General features: G+C 69.3%; 14 protein-coding genes. 10 read left to right on the forward strand and 4 right to left on the reverse strand.

Features of this window, described 5'->3' with window-relative positions; genetic code table 11:
- Window positions 1-175: 175 nt before the first annotated feature.
- The 8 genes from mtrA (at window position 176) to ABNF93_RS07870 (ending at window position 9,212) form a co-directional block, all read left to right on the forward strand.
- A complete protein-coding gene (gene mtrA, locus ABNF93_RS07835; RefSeq protein WP_349327061.1) occupies window positions 176-853 on the forward strand; it encodes an MtrAB system response regulator MtrA in 678 nt (225 codons plus the stop codon).
- A 162-nt stretch (window positions 854-1,015) separates the two neighbouring features.
- Window positions 1,016-2,659, forward strand: coding sequence for an MtrAB system histidine kinase MtrB (gene mtrB / locus ABNF93_RS07840; protein WP_349327062.1), 1,644 nt, complete (start codon window positions 1,016-1,018; stop codon window positions 2,657-2,659).
- Entirely contained in the window at window positions 2,656-4,446 is a 1,791-nt protein-coding gene (locus ABNF93_RS07845; RefSeq protein WP_349327063.1) for an LpqB family beta-propeller domain-containing protein, read from the forward strand. The genes mtrB and ABNF93_RS07845 overlap by 4 nt, the downstream gene beginning before the upstream one ends.
- A gap of 11 nt (window positions 4,447-4,457) precedes the next feature.
- Window positions 4,458-5,210 (forward strand): ComF family protein, encoded by a 753-nt coding sequence (locus ABNF93_RS07850; RefSeq protein ID WP_349327064.1) that lies wholly within the window; start codon window positions 4,458-4,460, stop codon window positions 5,208-5,210.
- Between the two features lie 395 nt (window positions 5,211-5,605).
- Window positions 5,606-6,526, forward strand: coding sequence for a ribosome hibernation-promoting factor, HPF/YfiA family (hpf, locus tag ABNF93_RS07855; RefSeq protein ID WP_502877553.1), 921 nt, complete (start codon window positions 5,606-5,608; stop codon window positions 6,524-6,526).
- 200 nt (window positions 6,527-6,726) lie between these two features.
- A complete protein-coding gene (locus ABNF93_RS07860) occupies window positions 6,727-7,143 on the forward strand; it encodes a response regulator (protein WP_349327066.1) in 417 nt (138 codons plus the stop codon).
- A gap of 103 nt (window positions 7,144-7,246) precedes the next feature.
- On the forward strand, window positions 7,247-8,452 hold the full coding sequence (locus ABNF93_RS07865) for a winged helix-turn-helix domain-containing protein (protein WP_349327068.1): 1,206 nt from the start codon (window positions 7,247-7,249) through the stop codon (window positions 8,450-8,452).
- 58 nt (window positions 8,453-8,510) lie between these two features.
- Window positions 8,511-9,212 (forward strand): HAD family hydrolase, encoded by a 702-nt coding sequence (locus ABNF93_RS07870; RefSeq protein ID WP_349327069.1) that lies wholly within the window; start codon window positions 8,511-8,513, stop codon window positions 9,210-9,212.
- A 267-nt stretch (window positions 9,213-9,479) separates the two neighbouring features.
- Here ABNF93_RS07870 and ABNF93_RS07875 read toward each other — a convergent pair whose 3' ends face one another.
- Window positions 9,480-10,613 carry a GNAT family N-acetyltransferase gene (locus ABNF93_RS07875; RefSeq protein ID WP_349327071.1) on the reverse strand — a complete coding sequence of 378 codons (1,134 nt, stop codon included), beginning with the start codon at window positions 10,611-10,613 and terminating at the stop codon, window positions 9,480-9,482.
- Window positions 10,614-10,893: 280 nt separating this feature from the next.
- Here ABNF93_RS07875 and secA point away from each other — a divergent pair, with 280 nt between their 5' ends.
- Window positions 10,894-13,725, forward strand: coding sequence for a preprotein translocase subunit SecA (secA, locus tag ABNF93_RS07880; RefSeq protein WP_349327073.1), 2,832 nt, complete (start codon window positions 10,894-10,896; stop codon window positions 13,723-13,725).
- Window positions 13,726-13,815: 90 nt separating this feature from the next.
- Here secA and ABNF93_RS07885 read toward each other — a convergent pair whose 3' ends face one another.
- Together ABNF93_RS07885 and ABNF93_RS07890 are read right to left on the reverse strand one after the other, a co-directional pair.
- Window positions 13,816-14,445 carry an Rv3235 family protein gene (locus ABNF93_RS07885; protein ID WP_349327075.1) on the reverse strand — a complete coding sequence of 210 codons (630 nt, stop codon included), beginning with the start codon at window positions 14,443-14,445 and terminating at the stop codon, window positions 13,816-13,818.
- Between the two features lie 85 nt (window positions 14,446-14,530).
- On the reverse strand, window positions 14,531-15,370 hold the full coding sequence (locus ABNF93_RS07890) for a LysM peptidoglycan-binding domain-containing protein (protein ID WP_349327076.1): 840 nt from the start codon (window positions 15,368-15,370) through the stop codon (window positions 14,531-14,533).
- Window positions 15,371-15,770: 400 nt separating this feature from the next.
- Here ABNF93_RS07890 and ABNF93_RS07895 point away from each other — a divergent pair, with 400 nt between their 5' ends.
- Window positions 15,771-16,286 (forward strand): hypothetical protein, encoded by a 516-nt coding sequence (locus ABNF93_RS07895; RefSeq protein WP_349327077.1) that lies wholly within the window; start codon window positions 15,771-15,773, stop codon window positions 16,284-16,286.
- Window positions 16,287-16,365: 79 nt separating this feature from the next.
- On the opposite strand, the gene ABNF93_RS07900 is transcribed toward ABNF93_RS07895, so the two are convergent.
- Window positions 16,366-16,599 carry a helix-turn-helix domain-containing protein gene (locus ABNF93_RS07900; protein WP_349327078.1) on the reverse strand — a complete coding sequence of 78 codons (234 nt, stop codon included), beginning with the start codon at window positions 16,597-16,599 and terminating at the stop codon, window positions 16,366-16,368.
- Window positions 16,600-16,820 lie beyond the last annotated feature (221 nt).

Here is a 16,820-nt window from a genome sequence, read left to right on the forward strand (position 1 = left end):
CCGAGAGTGGTCAGGACACGTCCCAGACGTGCCCATAACTGCTCAGAACGTGCACTGTACGGGGCGGGTCCTCGCGGCTTGCCGGGGCTTGTCCACCGCCCGGGCGCCGGAACCAGCCTCGGCATCTGCGGGTCGTGCCGAGCCATCGTGCCACGCTCGGTGGGACGATGGGTTCATGAAAGGTCGCATTCTGGTCGTCGACGACGACATGGCCCTCGCCGAGATGCTGGGAATCGTCCTCCGTGGCGAGGGGCTCGACCCGGTTTTCTGCGAGTCCGGGGAAGCCGCCTTGGGCAAGGTCCGCGAGACCAAGCCCGATGTCGTGCTGCTTGACCTGATGTTGCCTGGCAAGGACGGCATCGAGGTCTGCCGGGAGATCCGGGCCGAGTCGGACGTCCCCATCGTGATGCTCACGGCGAAGACCGACACGATCGATGTGGTGCTGGGCCTCGAGTCGGGTGCGGACGACTACATCATGAAGCCGTTCAAGCCCAAGGAGTTGGTCGCCCGGATTCGGGCCCGGCTGCGGCGGGTCGACCAGGCCACACCGGAGACGCTGACGATCGGCGATCTGGTGATCGACGTGCCCGGCCACTCGGTCAAGCGCGAGGGGGTCGCGCTCGCGCTCACGCCGCTCGAGTTCGACCTTCTCGTCTGCCTGGCGCGCAAGCCGTGGCAGGTCTTCGGCCGGGAGGAACTTCTCGAACAGGTCTGGGGCTACCGGCATGCCGCCGACACCCGGCTGGTCAACGTCCACGTCCAGCGGCTGCGAAGCAAGATCGAGAAGGACCCCGAGCATCCGGACATCGTCGTCACCGTGCGCGGGGTCGGTTACAAGGCCGGTCCTTCGTAGCCAGGGAAGCGACAGCTACGCGGGACCAACATTCACTCCGCGGGCATAACTGCCTACCTTGCGTGACATCGTAGAGTCTGGGCAGACAGCTCACGTCGATCATCGCGGCGCCGGCCGCATCCGTCCCTTCGCCCGTCCCCCTGAAGTGCTGGTGCGGATTCCATGCAGATCCTGAGTACGGCCATGGGGCCGGCGGTCCGTGCGACCCGCCGGTCCGCCGATCTCTGGCGCCGTTCACTGCATCTGCGGGTGGTGACCGGGACTCTCGTGCTGTCCGCTGTCGTGACCCTGTTCGTCGGCTGGATCCTGCTGCGGCAGGTCGCGGACGGCGTGCTCGAGGCCAAGGTCGCGGCGTCGGTGGGTGAGGCGTCAGCCGGATTCCGCACCGCCCAGTCCGTCATCGACGATGCCGAGCCGGCCGGCGACCCGAGTGAGCTCACGACCCAGCTGGCTCAGGACATCGCCCTGCGAGGTGCATCCGGCGGGCTCTACGACGTGGTGCTCGACGTCCTGCCCGCGGTCGGCGGCTCCCAGACGGTGGCGCGATCGACCCGGGCGACCGTCCTCACCACGAGCGTCCCCGACGACCTGCGGGAGGGCGTGGAGGCCGGCCAGGTCGCCTATCGCTACACCGTCATCCGCCGGGCCAGTGGCGACAACACACCCGGGCTCGCCGTCGGATCCGCCATTCACGAGCCGCGCAGCGGTGCCACGCTCAACATCTACTACCTGTTCGACCTGCAGCAGCAGGAAGCGACGCTCGTCCTGCTCAGCCGTTCGCTCGTGGCGGTCGGCATCCTCATCGTCGTCCTGCTCGGTTGTGTGGCGTGGTTCGTCACCCGGCAGGTGGTCACACCCGTCCGGCTCGCCCGCCAGGTGGCCGAACGGCTGGCCGCCGGCCTGCTCGACCAACGCATGGCGGTGCGCGGTGAGGACGACCTGGCCAGGCTGGCGACGTCGTTCAACCAGATGGCGACCAACCTGCAACGCCAGATCCGCCAGCTCGAGGAGCTGTCCCGCGTCCAGCGTCGGTTCGTCTCCGACGTCTCCCACGAGCTGCGTACTCCGATCACGACGGTCAGGATGGCAGCCGACGTGCTCCACGAGGCCCGGGACGCGTTCCAGCCGGGTGTGGCCCGCTCCGCCGAACTGCTGCAGGCCGAGCTCGACCGGTTCGAGGCGCTGCTGGGCGACCTGCTCGAGATCAGCCGCTTCGACGCCCGGGCCGCTGCCCTCGAACTCGAAGACGCCGACCTGCGCGACCTGACCCGGCGGGTCGTCGAGGGTGCCAAGCCGATCGCCGCCCGCAAGGGCAGCCGCATCGACGTCCGGCTCCCGGACACGCCGGTGGTCGCCGAGATCGACTCGCGCCGGATCGAACGCGTACTCCGCAACCTCGTCAACAACGCGGTGGAGTACGGCGACGGACGCGACATCGTGGTCCAGGTGGCGAACGGGGACTCCACGTGCGCGGTGTCGGTCCGCGACCACGGCATCGGACTGAAGCCGGGGGAGTCGGCCATGGTGTTCGACCGGTTCTGGCGGGCCGATCCGGCGAGAGCCCGCACCACCGGCGGGACCGGGCTCGGTCTCGCGATCGCATTGGAGGACGTCCTGCTGCACGGCGGCTGGTTGCAGGCGTGGGGCGAGCCCGGCAAGGGGGCGAACTTCCGGCTGACGGTGTCGCGCAAGGCGTTGGAGCCACCGCAGAAGTCACCGATCCCGCTTGTCCCCGATGACGCGCATGCGGCGCCGATCGAACCCACCAAGGTTCCCGCCCCGGGTATCGCCGGGAGCGCCCGATGACCTCACCCTCCACGAGTCCGAAGCACACGACAAGGCGGTACGCCGCCACCGTGCCGGCCGCGGTCCTTGCCGGCCTTGTCCTCGTCGTCGCCCTCGGCGCATGTGCGCGCATCCCGTCCAGTGGCCCGGTGAAGTACGAGTCGATGGGGACCAGCGAGCCCGGCGAGACCTCCCTGCCCGTCCTCGTGACCGGTCCCGAGCCCGGCGACAGCGCCCAACAGGTGGCTCGCGGATTCCTGGACTCGATGGCGAGCTACCAGTCCGGGCAGCCGGTCGCCCGCGAATACCTCGCTCCCGCCGTCAGCGAGCGGTGGCAGCCGAGGGGCGTTCTCGTCTACGACAGCGCGGCCGTCCCCATCTCCGAAGCCGCCCCGGGCAAGATCGCCCTCGACGTACCGAAGCTGGCCGAGGTCAGCGCCAACGGCGCGTGGACGCAGGCGAGGCCGGGCGAGAAGATCGAGCTCGACCTGAAGATGACGAAGGTCGACGGCGAGTGGCGGATCAGCCAGCCTCCCGACGCGTTCGTCATGTCGATCTTCAACTTCGACCGGGAGTACGAGCGGTACAACCTGTTCTTCTTCGACCCCGACTTCGAGATCCTCGTCCCTGACCCGGTCTATGTCCCCCTGCGAGGTCACCTCGAGACGCTTCTCGTCAACGCCCTGCTGGGTGGGCCGTCCCCGTGGCTGCGACCCGCCGTCCGGTCGGCACTGCCCGACGACACGAGGCTGGCCGCACCGGCCGTCACCGTCGACGACGGCGTGGCGACGGTCGACCTCGACCGCAAGGTCCTCGAGCTGTACGACCCGCAACGGCGGTTCCTCCTCGCCCAGCTCTCCTGGACGCTGGGCCAGGTGTCGGGAGTACGGCAGGTCCGGGTCACCGTCGACCACGTTCCCCTCGGCGCCGAGAACGCCGGCTCGCGGGGCGACGCGACCACCTGGTCGGCGTACGACCCGGGTGTCGCCGGCTCGGCACGCGGCGCCTATGCGCTGGCTGACGGCCGGGTTGTCATGCTCGGGCCCGACCGACAGGTCCCGGTCGCGGGACAGCTGGGGAACGGGCCGGTGCGCGCGAGGTCGATCGCGGTGGGCATCTTCGGCGAACGGACCTCCGGCCAGCCGCTCGACCCAGACGCGAGCAGCGGATCGGACTGGCTCGCCACCGTGTCGGCCGACGGGCGGAGCGCCAGCGTTCACGGGTCGGCCGCCGGCACCCGGACCGTCCTACGCGGAACCGACATCGCCGAACCGTCCTGGGACCGGACCGGACGGCTCTGGCTGGTCGACCGGCGTGCGGGCCGGTCGTCCATCGTCGTGGTCGATGACCACGACGAAGTCTCCACAGTGGTGGCGCCCGGCCTGACGGGCCGCAACGTCCTGGCACTGAAAGTGTCCCGCGAAGGAGCGCGGGTCGCGACGCTCGTCGAGCAGAACGGCGTCACCCGCCTGCTGATGGGACGGATCGAACGCGGTGACTCCATCGCGATCCGCGGTCTGCGTGAGGTTCCGGTGGCGATGACCTCCATGAGTGACCTCGCCTGGTCCGACTTCGACCAGGTGGCTGTCATCGGCTCCGACGAGGAGTCGGCTTCGCGGCCCGCACTCGTTTCCGTGGACGGATCGGAGGTCGTCGAGCACAGCTCCGGCCCGGGCTCGCGCACGCTGGCGGCAGCGCCCGACCAGCCGCTCCTGCTCGGCGGCGAGGACGGGCACCTGCATCTGGAGGACAAGAACTACCTGTGGACGGACCAGGGGGTCGCGACGTGTCCGGCGTACCCGGGATGAGAGTGGACGGCGTGACGCGCGCCGCCGGTCTGGGCGCTCTCGTGGCCGGGCTGGTCCGTGACGACGCGGCCGACCTCTTCCTCGGCAGCAGGTGTGTGGGATGCACCCGACCGGGACGCGCTCTCTGCCCTGGGTGTCAACGGCTCCTCGTCCGGCCGGCGTTCCCGACCGCACCCGATCCGGCGCCGACCGGGCTGCCGCCGGTGTGGGCGGTGTCGGCGTACGACGGAGTCGCCCGGTCCGCTCTGCTCGCGCACAAGGAACGTGGGCGGACCAGCCTCGCCGCACCGCTCGGTGCCGCACTGGCGGGTGCGCTCTCCGCCGCTGCTGCACTGCCCGCACCCGTGCCGACATCGTTGCCGGTCCTGATCGTGCCCGTGCCGTCCGGACGGGCCGCGGTACGTACGAGGGGCCATGACCCCCTCCTGCGGATCGTCCGACGGGCGACGGGGCCGGGATGGCTGTCGGGTCTCTACGGTCGCGGTCCGCGCGTCTGCAGGGCCCTCGAGGTGGTGCGTACCGTCGCCGACCAGGGTCGACTCGACGCAGCTTCGCGGCGGGCCAACCTCGCCGGCGCGTTCGAGGTCAAGCAGCGCTTCCGATCAGTGGTGGCAGGTCGGTGCGTGATCCTGGTGGACGACGTGGTGACCACAGGTACCACGCTCGTCGAAGCCGCGAACGCCCTCCGCCGGGCGGGTGCGAAGGTGCGCTCGGCCGCGGTGGTGGCAGCCACCCAACGCCGCGGCCCGATACGTCCGTCCTGATCAACGCGCTTCCCGGGTTTCAGGATCGTCGCGCGGGAGTTAGCGTTTCGACATGGCACCCGCCCGGGTCCGTGGTTGCGCCGGACGTCGCGTCGACTTTCGCGTCGGCGTCTGGCAAGCCGATGCCAGCCGCAGGCGAAACGGCCCACGTAAGGCGACTTCTTGTCGACCGATCACGGTGCGGCTTAGAAGTAAGCCCTGCCCCGACGGAAGGTCCGATACCTTCCGGACCGGGAGAAGGGGAGTAGTGGTACGAAGCGCATCAGCCACCGCGAAACCCTCGGCAGGCGGATGTGGGGACGAAGACCAGGTCGGCCGGGCGGGTGCCACTCCGGCCGCCGCGGCACATCGACGCTTTCGGGCAACGAGCGTAATACGTCGCACCCAAGTGGGGTATGCACCCTTACACGGCCATTTCGAACGGTCCGTTCTCGGCTGGATCGGGGGAGGTGATAGCGGCCCTCGGTACGAGCGCCACAACCTCGAAGAAGTTTGCTAGTGGGGAGGTTCGCGTGGACGTCGTGGTTCAAGGTCGTCACTGTGCGGTGACTGACCGCTTTCGCCGGCACGTCGAGGACAAGATCAAGCGCCTGGAGCGCTTCACGTCGCGGGTGATCCGCATCGAGGTCGAGGTCTCGAAGGAACACACCCGGTCCGCCTCGAGCTCTGAACGCGTCGAGCTCACCGTCTACTCACGCGGCCCGCTGGTGCGGGCCGAGGCGGCGGCCGCGGACCGGTTCACCGCGCTGGATCTCGCGCTCGACAAGCTGATCGCCCGATTGCGCAAGGCGGCCGACCGTCGCCGGGTACATCACGGGTCCCGTACCCCGATCTCCGTGGCGCAGGCCACGGCGGGCCTGGACCCGCCATCGACTTCCGAACGTTCGCTGAACGGCCTGCGCGGCTCGGGCAGCGAGGAGAGCGGGGCGACGGGCGGAGGTGAGTCGAGTCCGGGCGCCAGGACCTCCACGATCGCCGCGACCGCGCCAGAGGCCGATGTCTGGGCTGGCCCAGCTGTCCTGACGGATACCGATGTCGAGACCGACACCGACGTCGAGACCGACACCGAGGTCGAGACGGTCGCCGGCATCGAGGTTCAGGGTGACGGACCCCTCGTCGTCCGCGAGAAGATCCACCAGGCGCGGCCGATGACGCTGGATCAGGCGTTGTACGAGATGGAACTGGTCGGCCACGATTTCTACCTGTTCATCGACGCCGCCACCCAACGGCCGAGTGTGGTCTACCGCAGGCGCGGCTACGACTACGGCGTGATCCGGCTGGAGTGTGCGGAGGCCGACTTGCCCGTCACCCCGTGATCATGTTCGTGATCATGAGGATTCTGCGGACCTGTGGCCGTCGGAATCTTCATGATCACGAGTTCGGTACGCCCTGACGGGGCGGATGTTCGCCGACCGCCGCGCACCCTGCGGCGGGAGTCCTCGCCCGAAGTGCGGAATTCTTGCCCGACCTGCGGAAAACCGCTGCCTGGGTCTGGCGGTCGTGCAATTATTCGCAGGTGGTCAAGACCTCGCCATTGCGTACAACCCCATGCGACCCAGGCCCCCTGCGGGTCGCCGTCGTCGACAATCACGAGCTCTCCAGCAGGGGTCTTCGCCTGCTGCTGGACCAGGAGCAGGACATCGACGTCGTCGGTGAGGCCCGTGACGGCCTGGCCGCCATCCGACTGGTCGCCGAGAGCCGGCCGGACGTCGTCCTCCTCGACCCCTGCATGCCGCCGTGGGACAGCGTCGACACCCGCCGCAGGATCAAGGCGTTGGCACCGTCCACCCGCATCGTCGTCCTCGCCACCGGCGGGAACCAACCGCTCGACCAGCTGATCCGCCTCGGCGCCGACGGGCAGGTGGACAAGGACAGCCCGATCGACGACGTTGCCGGTGCGATCCGGATGGTCGCCAGGAGCGCCGCCGCCTGATCGGCCAGTCGTCGGTACGACCGGACTGAACCGCCACCCGCGACCCTGACGACCGACGGACGACAGGAGTGGCTGTCGGTGGTTCGTGCCACCATGTCTGGTCGTGGAGACGCTCACCGCCGCCAGAGCCCGACGCATCGCCCTCGCCGCCCAGGGATTCGCCGATCCGCGACCGACGGGCCGCCTCGACGTGCGGGCCCTCGACCGCGTGCTGCGTCATGTCGGGCTCCTGCAGATCGACTCCGTCAACGTCCTCAGCCGGGCGCACTACCTCCCGCTCTACAGCCGGCTCGGGCCCTATCCCACGACCCTGCTCGACCGCGCGGCCGGCAGGGCGCCGCGGCGACTTTTCGAGTACTGGGCGCATGTCGCGTCGTTCGTTCCGGTGCAGACGCAGCCGGCGCTGCGCTTCCGGATGGCCCGTGCCGCCGAAGAGGCATGGGGAAACATGCGGCGGATGGGGGAGGAGAAGCCCGGCTTCGTCGACTGGGTGCTTGCCGAGGTCGCTGACAAGGGTCCGTTGACAGCCCGTGAGATCGAGCACGACGCACCTCCTGGGCCACGGGACAACTGGGGGTGGAACTGGAGTGCGGTCAAGGTCGCCCTCGAGTGGCTCTTCTACACCGGCCAGGTCACCTCGGCCGGCCGCAACGGCGCCTTCGAGCGGGTCTACGACCTGCCCGAGCGGGTCTTCCCGCCGGCGATCACGGCCGCGCCCACGCCGACCGACGAGGAGGCGCACCGGGAGCTGGTGCGGATCGCGGCCCGGGCCTACGGCGTGGCTACCCAGCGATGCCTGCGGGACTACTTCCGGCTCACCGCGCGGGAGACGGCCACCGCGGTGACGCAGCTCGTCGACGCCGGTGAGCTGACTCCCGTACGCATCGACGGCTGGAACCGTCAGGCCTACCTCCACACCGAGGCCAGGATCCCGCGCCGCGTCCGTGCCCGGGCGCTGGTCGGTCCGTTCGACTCGGTGGTGTTCGAGCGTGACCGCGCGGAGAACCTCTTCGGACTCCACTACCGGATCGAGATCTACGTGCCGGCGCCCAAGCGGGTCTTCGGCTACTACGTTCTTCCGTTCCTGCTCGGCGACCGGTTCGTCGCGCGGGTCGATCTCAAGGCGGACCGGGCCGCGCGGGTCCTGCGCGTGCAGTCGGCGTTCGCCGAGGAGCATGCACCGCCGGAGACCGCGGAGGAGCTCGCGGCCGAGCTCGCCAGCATGGCGGAGTGGCTCGGTCTCGCGGGTATCGACGTGGTCGACCGTGGCGATCTCGCCCGGCCGCTGCAGAAGGCAGTCCTGGCATGACCAGGTTCGTGATGACCGCGTCCCATCGTCCGGACAGGGCCGTCTCACCATGACGCGCATGCCTTTCGTCTTCTTCGATGGCGACCAGACCCTGTGGGACTTCACATCCGTGATGCGGCATGCGCTGGCGATTGCGTTGCGTGAGTTGCGAACCCGGCGGCCCGGAGCGGCGACCGATCAGCTCACTGTGGAAACTCTGATCGCGGACCGTGATGCGGTCGCGACGGAACATCGCCACGTGGGTTGGACGATGGACGAGATCCGATGGGAGGCGTTCGACCGGACCGTCCGGCGCTGCGGGCCGCAAGATCCTGACCTTGCCCGCGACCTGTACGAGCTGTTCATGCGGCACAGGTTCGACGACATCGAGCTCTATCCCGACGTGGTTCCCACACTCGACGCGCTGGCCGCGTCGTCGTACCGCCTCGGGCTTCTCACCAACGGCAACGGCGACCCCGAGCGCTGCGGGCTGGCCGGAAGGTTCGAGGCTGTCGTGCTCGCCCAGGACCACGGCGTGAGCAAGCCCGATCGGCGGCTCTATGACATCGCCGCGGCCGCTGCGGGGGATCTCACGACGGCCCCTGTCATGGTCGGCGACTCGCTGTACAGCGACGTAGTGGGCGCCCAGTGTGCTGGCTGGCGTGGCGTCTGGCTCAACCGCTGCGGGGAGACGGCGCCGCGCGGCATCACCCCGCACGCGGAGATCACGTCGCTGGCCCACCTCCCGGTCGCGCTCGAGTGGGCGATGGCAGTCACGTGAGCCGCGTCGGCCCCGCTCACCAGATGAGAACCTCGTTATACGGAACGAAAATGCGGCACGAATTTGGGGGACCCGGTTTTCAGCTCGGGGACAAAGGTGGCATGCTCGGTCAGGCTCCCGGCGAGGCCACGTCGCTCGCGCCCACCCCTGCGCTTACACGGCCGCGGCGAAGGTCACCGGGAAGCGGGGCGGCTGTCCGGCGTGGGAGGCAGCCGCCCTTCGCATGTCCATCGAACCTTCAGCCTCCCGCACGCCGGGCGCGCCCGGTCACGCCCCCGCGTCAGCGGGCAGCTCGCTGGTGAGGAGGTCGAAGGCGATCAGGTCCTCATACGTTCCGTCGCCAAGCCGTTCGGCCGCCCGCGCCCGCCCTGACGCGACGAAGCCCGCCCGCTCGGCCACCTTCGCCGAGGCGACGTTGGTGGCGGCGGCCCGCAGGGTCAGTCGGCGCAGGCCCATCCCGCCGTCCTCGGTGGCGATGGCCGCATGCCGGACCACCAGCCGGGTGGCCGCCGTCGCGACCCCACGGCCACGCGATTTCGGATGCACCCAGTAGCCGATCTCGGCGGTCCCCGTCGAGTGGTCGACACCCATCAGCCCGAACGAACCGATGCACTGGTCGGAGACCGGGTCGGCCAGGGCCCAGTAGATCCCGCGGCCCATGGCGTGCTCCTCCTCCCGGCTCTGGATGTAACCGAGGGCCTCGCCCGCGGTGTACGGCGTCGGCAAGCCGCCAAGCCAGTGCTGGGTCACCGGGTCGGCGCAGCCTTCCACGACGGCATCGGCGTCGGAGGTACGGAAGGGTCGGAGAACGCAGGCGTCGGAGCGGAGGACCGGCACGTCGTACCACGGCGCGGCAGGCTCGCGGGGGTCCTGGGCGCGCAGCGAGCCGATCCAGCCGTCGTAGCGTTGGCCGCGGGAGACGCAGAAGCCGCGGACGGCGCCCTCGAGCCGGAATCCGGTCCGCCAGGCGACCTTGCGGGAGGGCCAGTTGCCGACGTGTGCCTGCCAGTGGATCACGCCGAGGCCGAGACCGTCGGATGCGAACGCCCACCCGCAGGCGGCCCGCACCGCCGCCGCCATCGCGCCCCTGCCCCGAGCCGAGGCCCGCAGACCGAAGCCGATCTCGCCGGCACCCGTACCGTCCACCACGAAGTTGATCGTGCCGAGGTACTCGTCGGTCGAGGCGTCGGCGATCGCCAGCGCGAGGTAGTCGCCGCGACTCCAGCCGGTGGGGATCCGCTCTCGGACGAACTGCTCGGCGTGCTCCCGCGTATAGGGGACGGGAACCGTCGTCCAGCGCTGGGACGTCGGGTCGTCGCACTGGTCCAGCACTCCGTCGATGTCGTCGTCGCGGTGGCGCCTCAGCACCACGGGTCCGGCGGATAGGCGTACGGAATCCATCCCCCCAGGGTGCCTGTCCCGGTTCGTACGCCGCCGGCCGGGTGTACCCCCCTCACCTCCTCGGGCCGGTCCGGGCAGGCGAGTCAGAAGCGGGGCAAAGGGCGCCCTCGGGGCCGAGCGGACGGGTCGGATGCACCGCAAAAGGTCGAGGACGGCGCAAACACGGTGTGGCAGATGTCGCCTACGATGGCCGGAGGCGGGCAGGAGGAGTTGACACCCTCTGCCTGCCGAGCCACTGACCAGCGTTGTCGCAACCGCTACGACGAGGAGCCGAGAGTCCGTGCCTGTCCTGCTCGACAAGATCCTGCGCGCCGGCGAGGGCCGAACCCTCAAGAAGCTGCACCAGGTCGCCAAAGAGGTCAACACCATCGAAGAGGACTTCGTGGCGATGTCGGACGCCAAGCTCCGGGAGATGACCGCTGAGTTCAGGGCCCGCCTGGCCGGGGGCGAGACGCTGGATGACATCGAGCCGGAGGCCTATGCCACGGTGCGTGAGGCCGCGAAGCGGACCGTGCGCCAGCGGCACTTCGACGTCCAGGTCATGGGCGGTGGCGCGCTGCACCGGGGCCACATCGCCGAGATGAAGACCGGTGAGGGCAAGACGCTGGTCTCCACACTGGCGGCCTACCTCAACGCCCTGACCGGCGAGGGCGTCCACATCATCACGGTCAACGACTATCTCGCGAAGTACCAAGGCGACTGGATGGGGCGGATCCACCGTTTCCTCGGGCTCTCGGTCGGCGTGATCCTCTCCCACATGACCCCGGCGGAGCGCCGCGAGGCGTACGCCTGCGACATCACCTACGGCACCAACAACGAGTTCGGCTTCGACTACCTCCGCGACAACATGGCCTGGTCCCTGGAGGAGTGCGTCCAGCGGGGTCATCACTTCGCCATCGTCGACGAGGTGGACTCGATCCTCATCGACGAGGCCCGCACGCCGCTGATCATCTCCGGCCCGGCCGCCGAGGGGTCTTCGCGGATGCACGGGGATTTCGCGAAGGTCGTCGCCTCGATGCGACCGGAGGTCGACTACGAGGTCGACATCAAGAAGCGCACAGTCGGCGTGCTGGAGAGTGGTATCGACAAGGTCGAGGACTACTTCGGCATCGAGAACCTCTACGAAGCGGTCCACACCCCGCTCGTCCAGTTCCTCAACAACGCGATCCGCGCCAAGGAGCTGTTCCGGCTCGACAAGGACTACGTCGTCGTCGACGGCGAGGTGCTCATCGTCGACGAGCACACCGGTCGGATCCTTGCGGGCCGCCGCTACAACGAGGGCCTGCACCAGGCGATCGAGGCGAAGGAAGGCGTCCCGATCAAGGACGAGAACCAGACCTTCGCCACGATCACGATCCAGAACTTCTTCCGCCTCTACGACAAGCTCGCCGGCATGACGGGTACGGCGATGACGGAGGCGGCGGAGTTCGACAAGATCTACAAGCTTGGCGTCACGCAGATCCCCACCAACCGCCCGATGGTCCGTGCCGACCAGCCGGACCTGATCTACCGCACGACAGAGGCGAAGTTCGCCGCGGTCGTCGAGGATTTGGCCCAGCGCCATGCCAAAGGCCAGCCGGTGCTGGTCGGTACGACGAGTGTCGAGCAGTCCGAACTGCTGTCCTCGCTGCTCGTCCGCGTCGGCGTACCCCACGAGGTGCTCAACGCGAAGAACCACGCGCGGGAGGCGGCGATCATCGCCCAGGCGGGCCGCAGGGGCGCCGTCACCGTCGCTACCAACATGGCCGGTCGCGGGACCGACATCATGCTGGGCGGCAATGCCGAGTTCCTGGCCGACACCGAGCTGCGCGCGATGGGGCTCGACCCGAGCGAGAACCGCGAGGAGTACGAAGCCGCCTGGCCGGCGACTCTCGAACGCTTCCGGAAGGCGGCAGCCGCCGAGCACGACGAGGTGACCGCCCTGGGCGGCCTCTACGTCCTCGGCACCGAGCGGCACGAGTCCCGGCGGATCGACAACCAGCTGCGCGGCCGGTCCGGCCGGCAGGGTGACCCGGGGGAGAGTCGGTTCTACCTCTCTCTGCAGGACGACCTGATGAAGCGGTTCAAGTCCGACTGGGTCGACTGGGTGCTCAACACGCTCAACATCCCCGACGACATGCCGATCGAGAACAAGCGGGTCACCGGAGCGATCGCGTCGGCGCAGGCGCAGGTCGAGGCGATGAACTTCGAGATCCGCAAGGACGTCCTGAAATACGACGACGTTCTCAACCGGCAGCGCCACATCATCTACGACGAGCGCCGGCGGGTCCTCGAGGGCGAGGACGTCCACGAGCAGGTCGAGCCGATGATCGACGACACGCTCGAGGCGTACGTCGCCGCCGCCACCGAGGGCTACCCGGACGAGTGGGACCTGGACCAGCTCTGGACCGACCTCAAGCAGATCTTCCCGGTGAGCTTCGGAATCTCCCGGCTGGAGGCCGAGGCCGGCGGACGGCAGAACATCAGCCGCGACTTCCTCCTCGTCCGGCTCCGCGATGACGCCCACCAGGCGTACGCCCGCAGGGAGGCCGAGCTGGGGCCGGAGGTGCTCCGTGAGGTCGAACGGCGGGTCATCCTCTCCGTGCTCGACCGCAAGTGGCGCGAGCACCTCTACGAGATGGACTACCTCCGTGAGGGAATCGGCCTGCGGGCGATGGCCCAGCGCGACCCGCTGGTGGAGTACCAACGGGAGGGCTACGACCTCTTCATGGCGATGATGGATGCCATCAAGGAGGAGTCGGTCAGCTATCTGTTCAACCTCGAGGTGCAGGTGGCCGAGCCGACCGCGGAGGAGCCGGTAGTCGCGGCCGGAGCCCAGCCGTCGGCCGGACCGACCGACAGCGCAGATCCGTCAGCCCGCACGCAGCGCGTGGTCGCCCGTGGGCTCGCGGCGCCGGCGCGGCCGACGCGCCTGTCCTACAGCGCACCCACGGTCGACGGAGAGGGCGGGGTCGTACGCCGCAACGAGTCCGCTGCCCGCTCCGGTGCCGCCCCCGGTGCCCACGCCGACTACTCGGGGACTCCCCGCAACGCGGCATGTCCGTGCGGTTCTGGGCGCAAGTACAAGCGCTGCCATGGCGACCCCAAGGCCCGCGCCCGGATGGACGGCTGACGGGCTCATACGTACGAAGGGCACCTCTCGACCGGAGTCGAGGGTGCCCTTCGTACGTCCCCCTCGCAGGTGGGCCCGCCGACCGGGACCTCAGCCGAGCCGCAGCGCGGTGCACCGCCAGCGGCCGTCGAGTCCTTCGACCCGGACCGCGACCGCCCGCGAACGTCCGCCGTGCTTGACGTGGATAGCCGCCTCAGCCACGCCGTCGCGCGGCTCGCAGATGTGGACCGACCGGACGAGGACCCGACCACGGCCGCCGCGGACGGTGACCGGTGCCCCGCCGAGTGCGCGTACTCGCGCCACGACGTCGGCGTAGACACGTTCGTTGGTCCAGCGCAGCAGCTGCGCGGACGGACGGTCGCCGGTGAGCACCTCGATCAGGGCCTGAACGAACCGACCGCACCACGACTTCGGGTCGGGGAGCGCGCCACGTGGTGTCGGCTGTGGTGCGAAGAACGGGTCCTCTGACGGGCGCTTCGAGCCAGGCCCCTGCACGACGCGGAGGTGGCGGGCGACGCTGAGCTCCTCGACGGCCGGTTCGGCAACCATCGTGCTGGCGGAGATGTCCAGCGCGAGTGCGCCGTCGGTGAGCTGGCCGTCGGTGTCGAAGCCACGCTCGTCGTCGTAGGGCGGCTCGGTGGCGGGCCCGGGGATCCGGCGGGGAAGCCGGTGGACGTCGGGCTGGGTCCTTGGCCGCGGCATGGTCTGGGTGGCAGTCATCGGTGGATTCCCCCGGTTCGAGATGTCCTACTGAGCTGTGTCTGCTGCTGGTGGTCGAGGTGCTGGTTTGATGCGTACGGCATGGTCATCGCTGCGGTGGTGTGAGGATCTGGCCCGGCAGGATCAGGTCGGGGTTGTCCCCGATGACCTGGCGGTTGGCTTCGTACCACCGGTGCCATTCGCGGTTGATCTCGGCGCTGCTGGCACCGTCGGGAAGGCTCGCCTTGGCGATGTTCCAGAGGTTGTCGCCGCGCTTGACGACGACCTGGTGCTGGTCGTCGACATGACGGACAGCGGGGCGGGTCACCGGATCCCGGGAGATCGGGCGATCCGGATTGGGCAGCCCGGACTGCCCGGCACCCTGGTCGGAGACCGGCCGGTCCGGCATCGGGAGTTGGTCGAGGACGTCGCCACCGCCTGGCCGGTCCATACCGCCCGGCCGGTCAAGGCCTGGGAGCTGGGCGCCGCTCGGGAGTTGCTGTTCGACCTGACCGCCGAACGTGCCCGGCCGGTCGAGACCGGGGAGGAGTTGCGCCGCCGCGGCCGCCTGCGTCGGCTGGTCGACCGTTGCCGCGTTGGCTGGAAGAGCCCCGAGGATCGGTCCTGCGGCGACCGAGAGGCCGAGCGCGACCCGGGCGGCCCGACGGTAGACGGCGGGCGTGAGTCGCTCCGCGAGTGACCCGCAGGCTGCTCCGAGTGCTCCAGGAATCACCGAGAGGGCCATCAGCAGAGTGCCGAGCGCGAGCCAGGCGAAGCAGGCCCACGCGAGCACAGCGACGAGGAGGACGAGAAGCGCGTCGAAGGTCGGATTGGGGCCCTGGACCGCGGTCCAGCTACCGGCTGTCAGCCAGCGAAGCGCCCATCCGCCGCCGACGAATGCAAGGAGCACCCCGACCGGGGAGAGCACTCGACGGACGATCCTCATGGCTTCGCCTCCAGATCCTTCGTTTGCTTGCGTTTGCTTTCATACTCTGCTGTTAGCGGCGCTGTCAACCCGGCTGCGGTCGTACGACGTGCGACGCTGTCGGTGCCGGCGTCCTAGAGATGCTCTCTGACCAGCAAAGATGCCGGATCGACTGCGTTTGTCCCATGGTTGGTTGGACGCAGGAACCAGTGTGGGTGGTTCAAAGCCAGTCCCCATTTTCAGCTCCGCGAAGACTTGCGTAACAGCGGGAAGCGACCGAGGTCCACATGACGCATGCGATTGGCTGCGTTTGCATTCATTTGCCTGTGGCTGGATGCCTGGGGCCGTCTGACGGGTCGGCGTGGACCAGTACGGTGGCCCGGTGCGCTGGGAGAGTCTTTTCGAAGATCTGGATGCTCAGATGGCGGAGCTCGAGGCCGCCGAGCTCACCTCGGAGCTGGCCGACCGGACCCGGCGCGAGGTCGCGCGCTTCCGGCTGGTCGACCGGTTGCGACCGACGTTCGGGCATCCCGTCACCGTCTTCACCCTGGGCGGCGGCAAGCTCGCGGGGACGGTTGCCGGTGTCGGCGCCGACTGGCTCCTGGTCGCCGAAGAGCACCGTCTCGAAGCCCTGATCCCGCTGGACGCCATCACCGGCCTGACCGGGCTCGGCGGTCTCACCGCCGCGCCCGGCAGCGAAGGCAAGGTCGCAGCGAGGCTCACGCTGGGCTACGCGCTCCGCGGGATCGCCCGCGACCGGGCGGCGGTGTTGGTGGCGCTCCGCGACGCGACGGCGGTCACCGGGACGATCGACCGGGTGGGTGCGGACTTCTTCGAGATGGCCGAGCACGGCCAGGCGGAGATCCGGCGGACGAGGGACATTCGGGGCATCCGGACCGTGCCGTTCGCCGGCGTCTCGTTCGTACGCAGGTCGTGAGGGTCTACGTGCGCGGAGGCTCTCGTCCACCGAGGCAGCTGGGTGCTGAACCCGCGCACGCCCAGGATGTCGTACGGGGCTAGAACTCGTCCGCCTTGCCGTAGGGGTGGGCGGAGATGAAGTCACGGGTTTCGGAGTACATGCGCTCGATGTACTTCTCGAGCGCGGCGGCCTCCACCCTCCACTGGCCGCGGCCGCCGATCTTGATCGCGGGGAGCTCGCCGCTGCGGACCAAGGCATAGGCTTGCGCGGCTGAGATGTTGAGGACGTCCGCAACATCGGCCAACTGCAAGAACCTCGGCGTGACGGGCAAGGGGAGCTCCTTCCGAACGTGGTGCGTAGCCAGTCTGCCACGCGTTTGCTTGTGGTTGCGTTCGGTTGTCCACAGGACCCTGGGGCGGGTCGCGGCTACGTCTCCAGCGACGTGAACGCGGAACGTATATCTAGCAGAACGTTCCGTGAAGGCTCCTGGCGGGCTCGGCGGCCCGATGTGGCCGGACCGCGCACCTGTCACGCATGGTGTCGTACTGTGTC

This window comes from Actinopolymorpha sp. B9G3, assembly GCF_040120725.1.
GTDB lineage: Bacteria > Actinomycetota > Actinomycetes > Propionibacteriales > Actinopolymorphaceae > Thermasporomyces.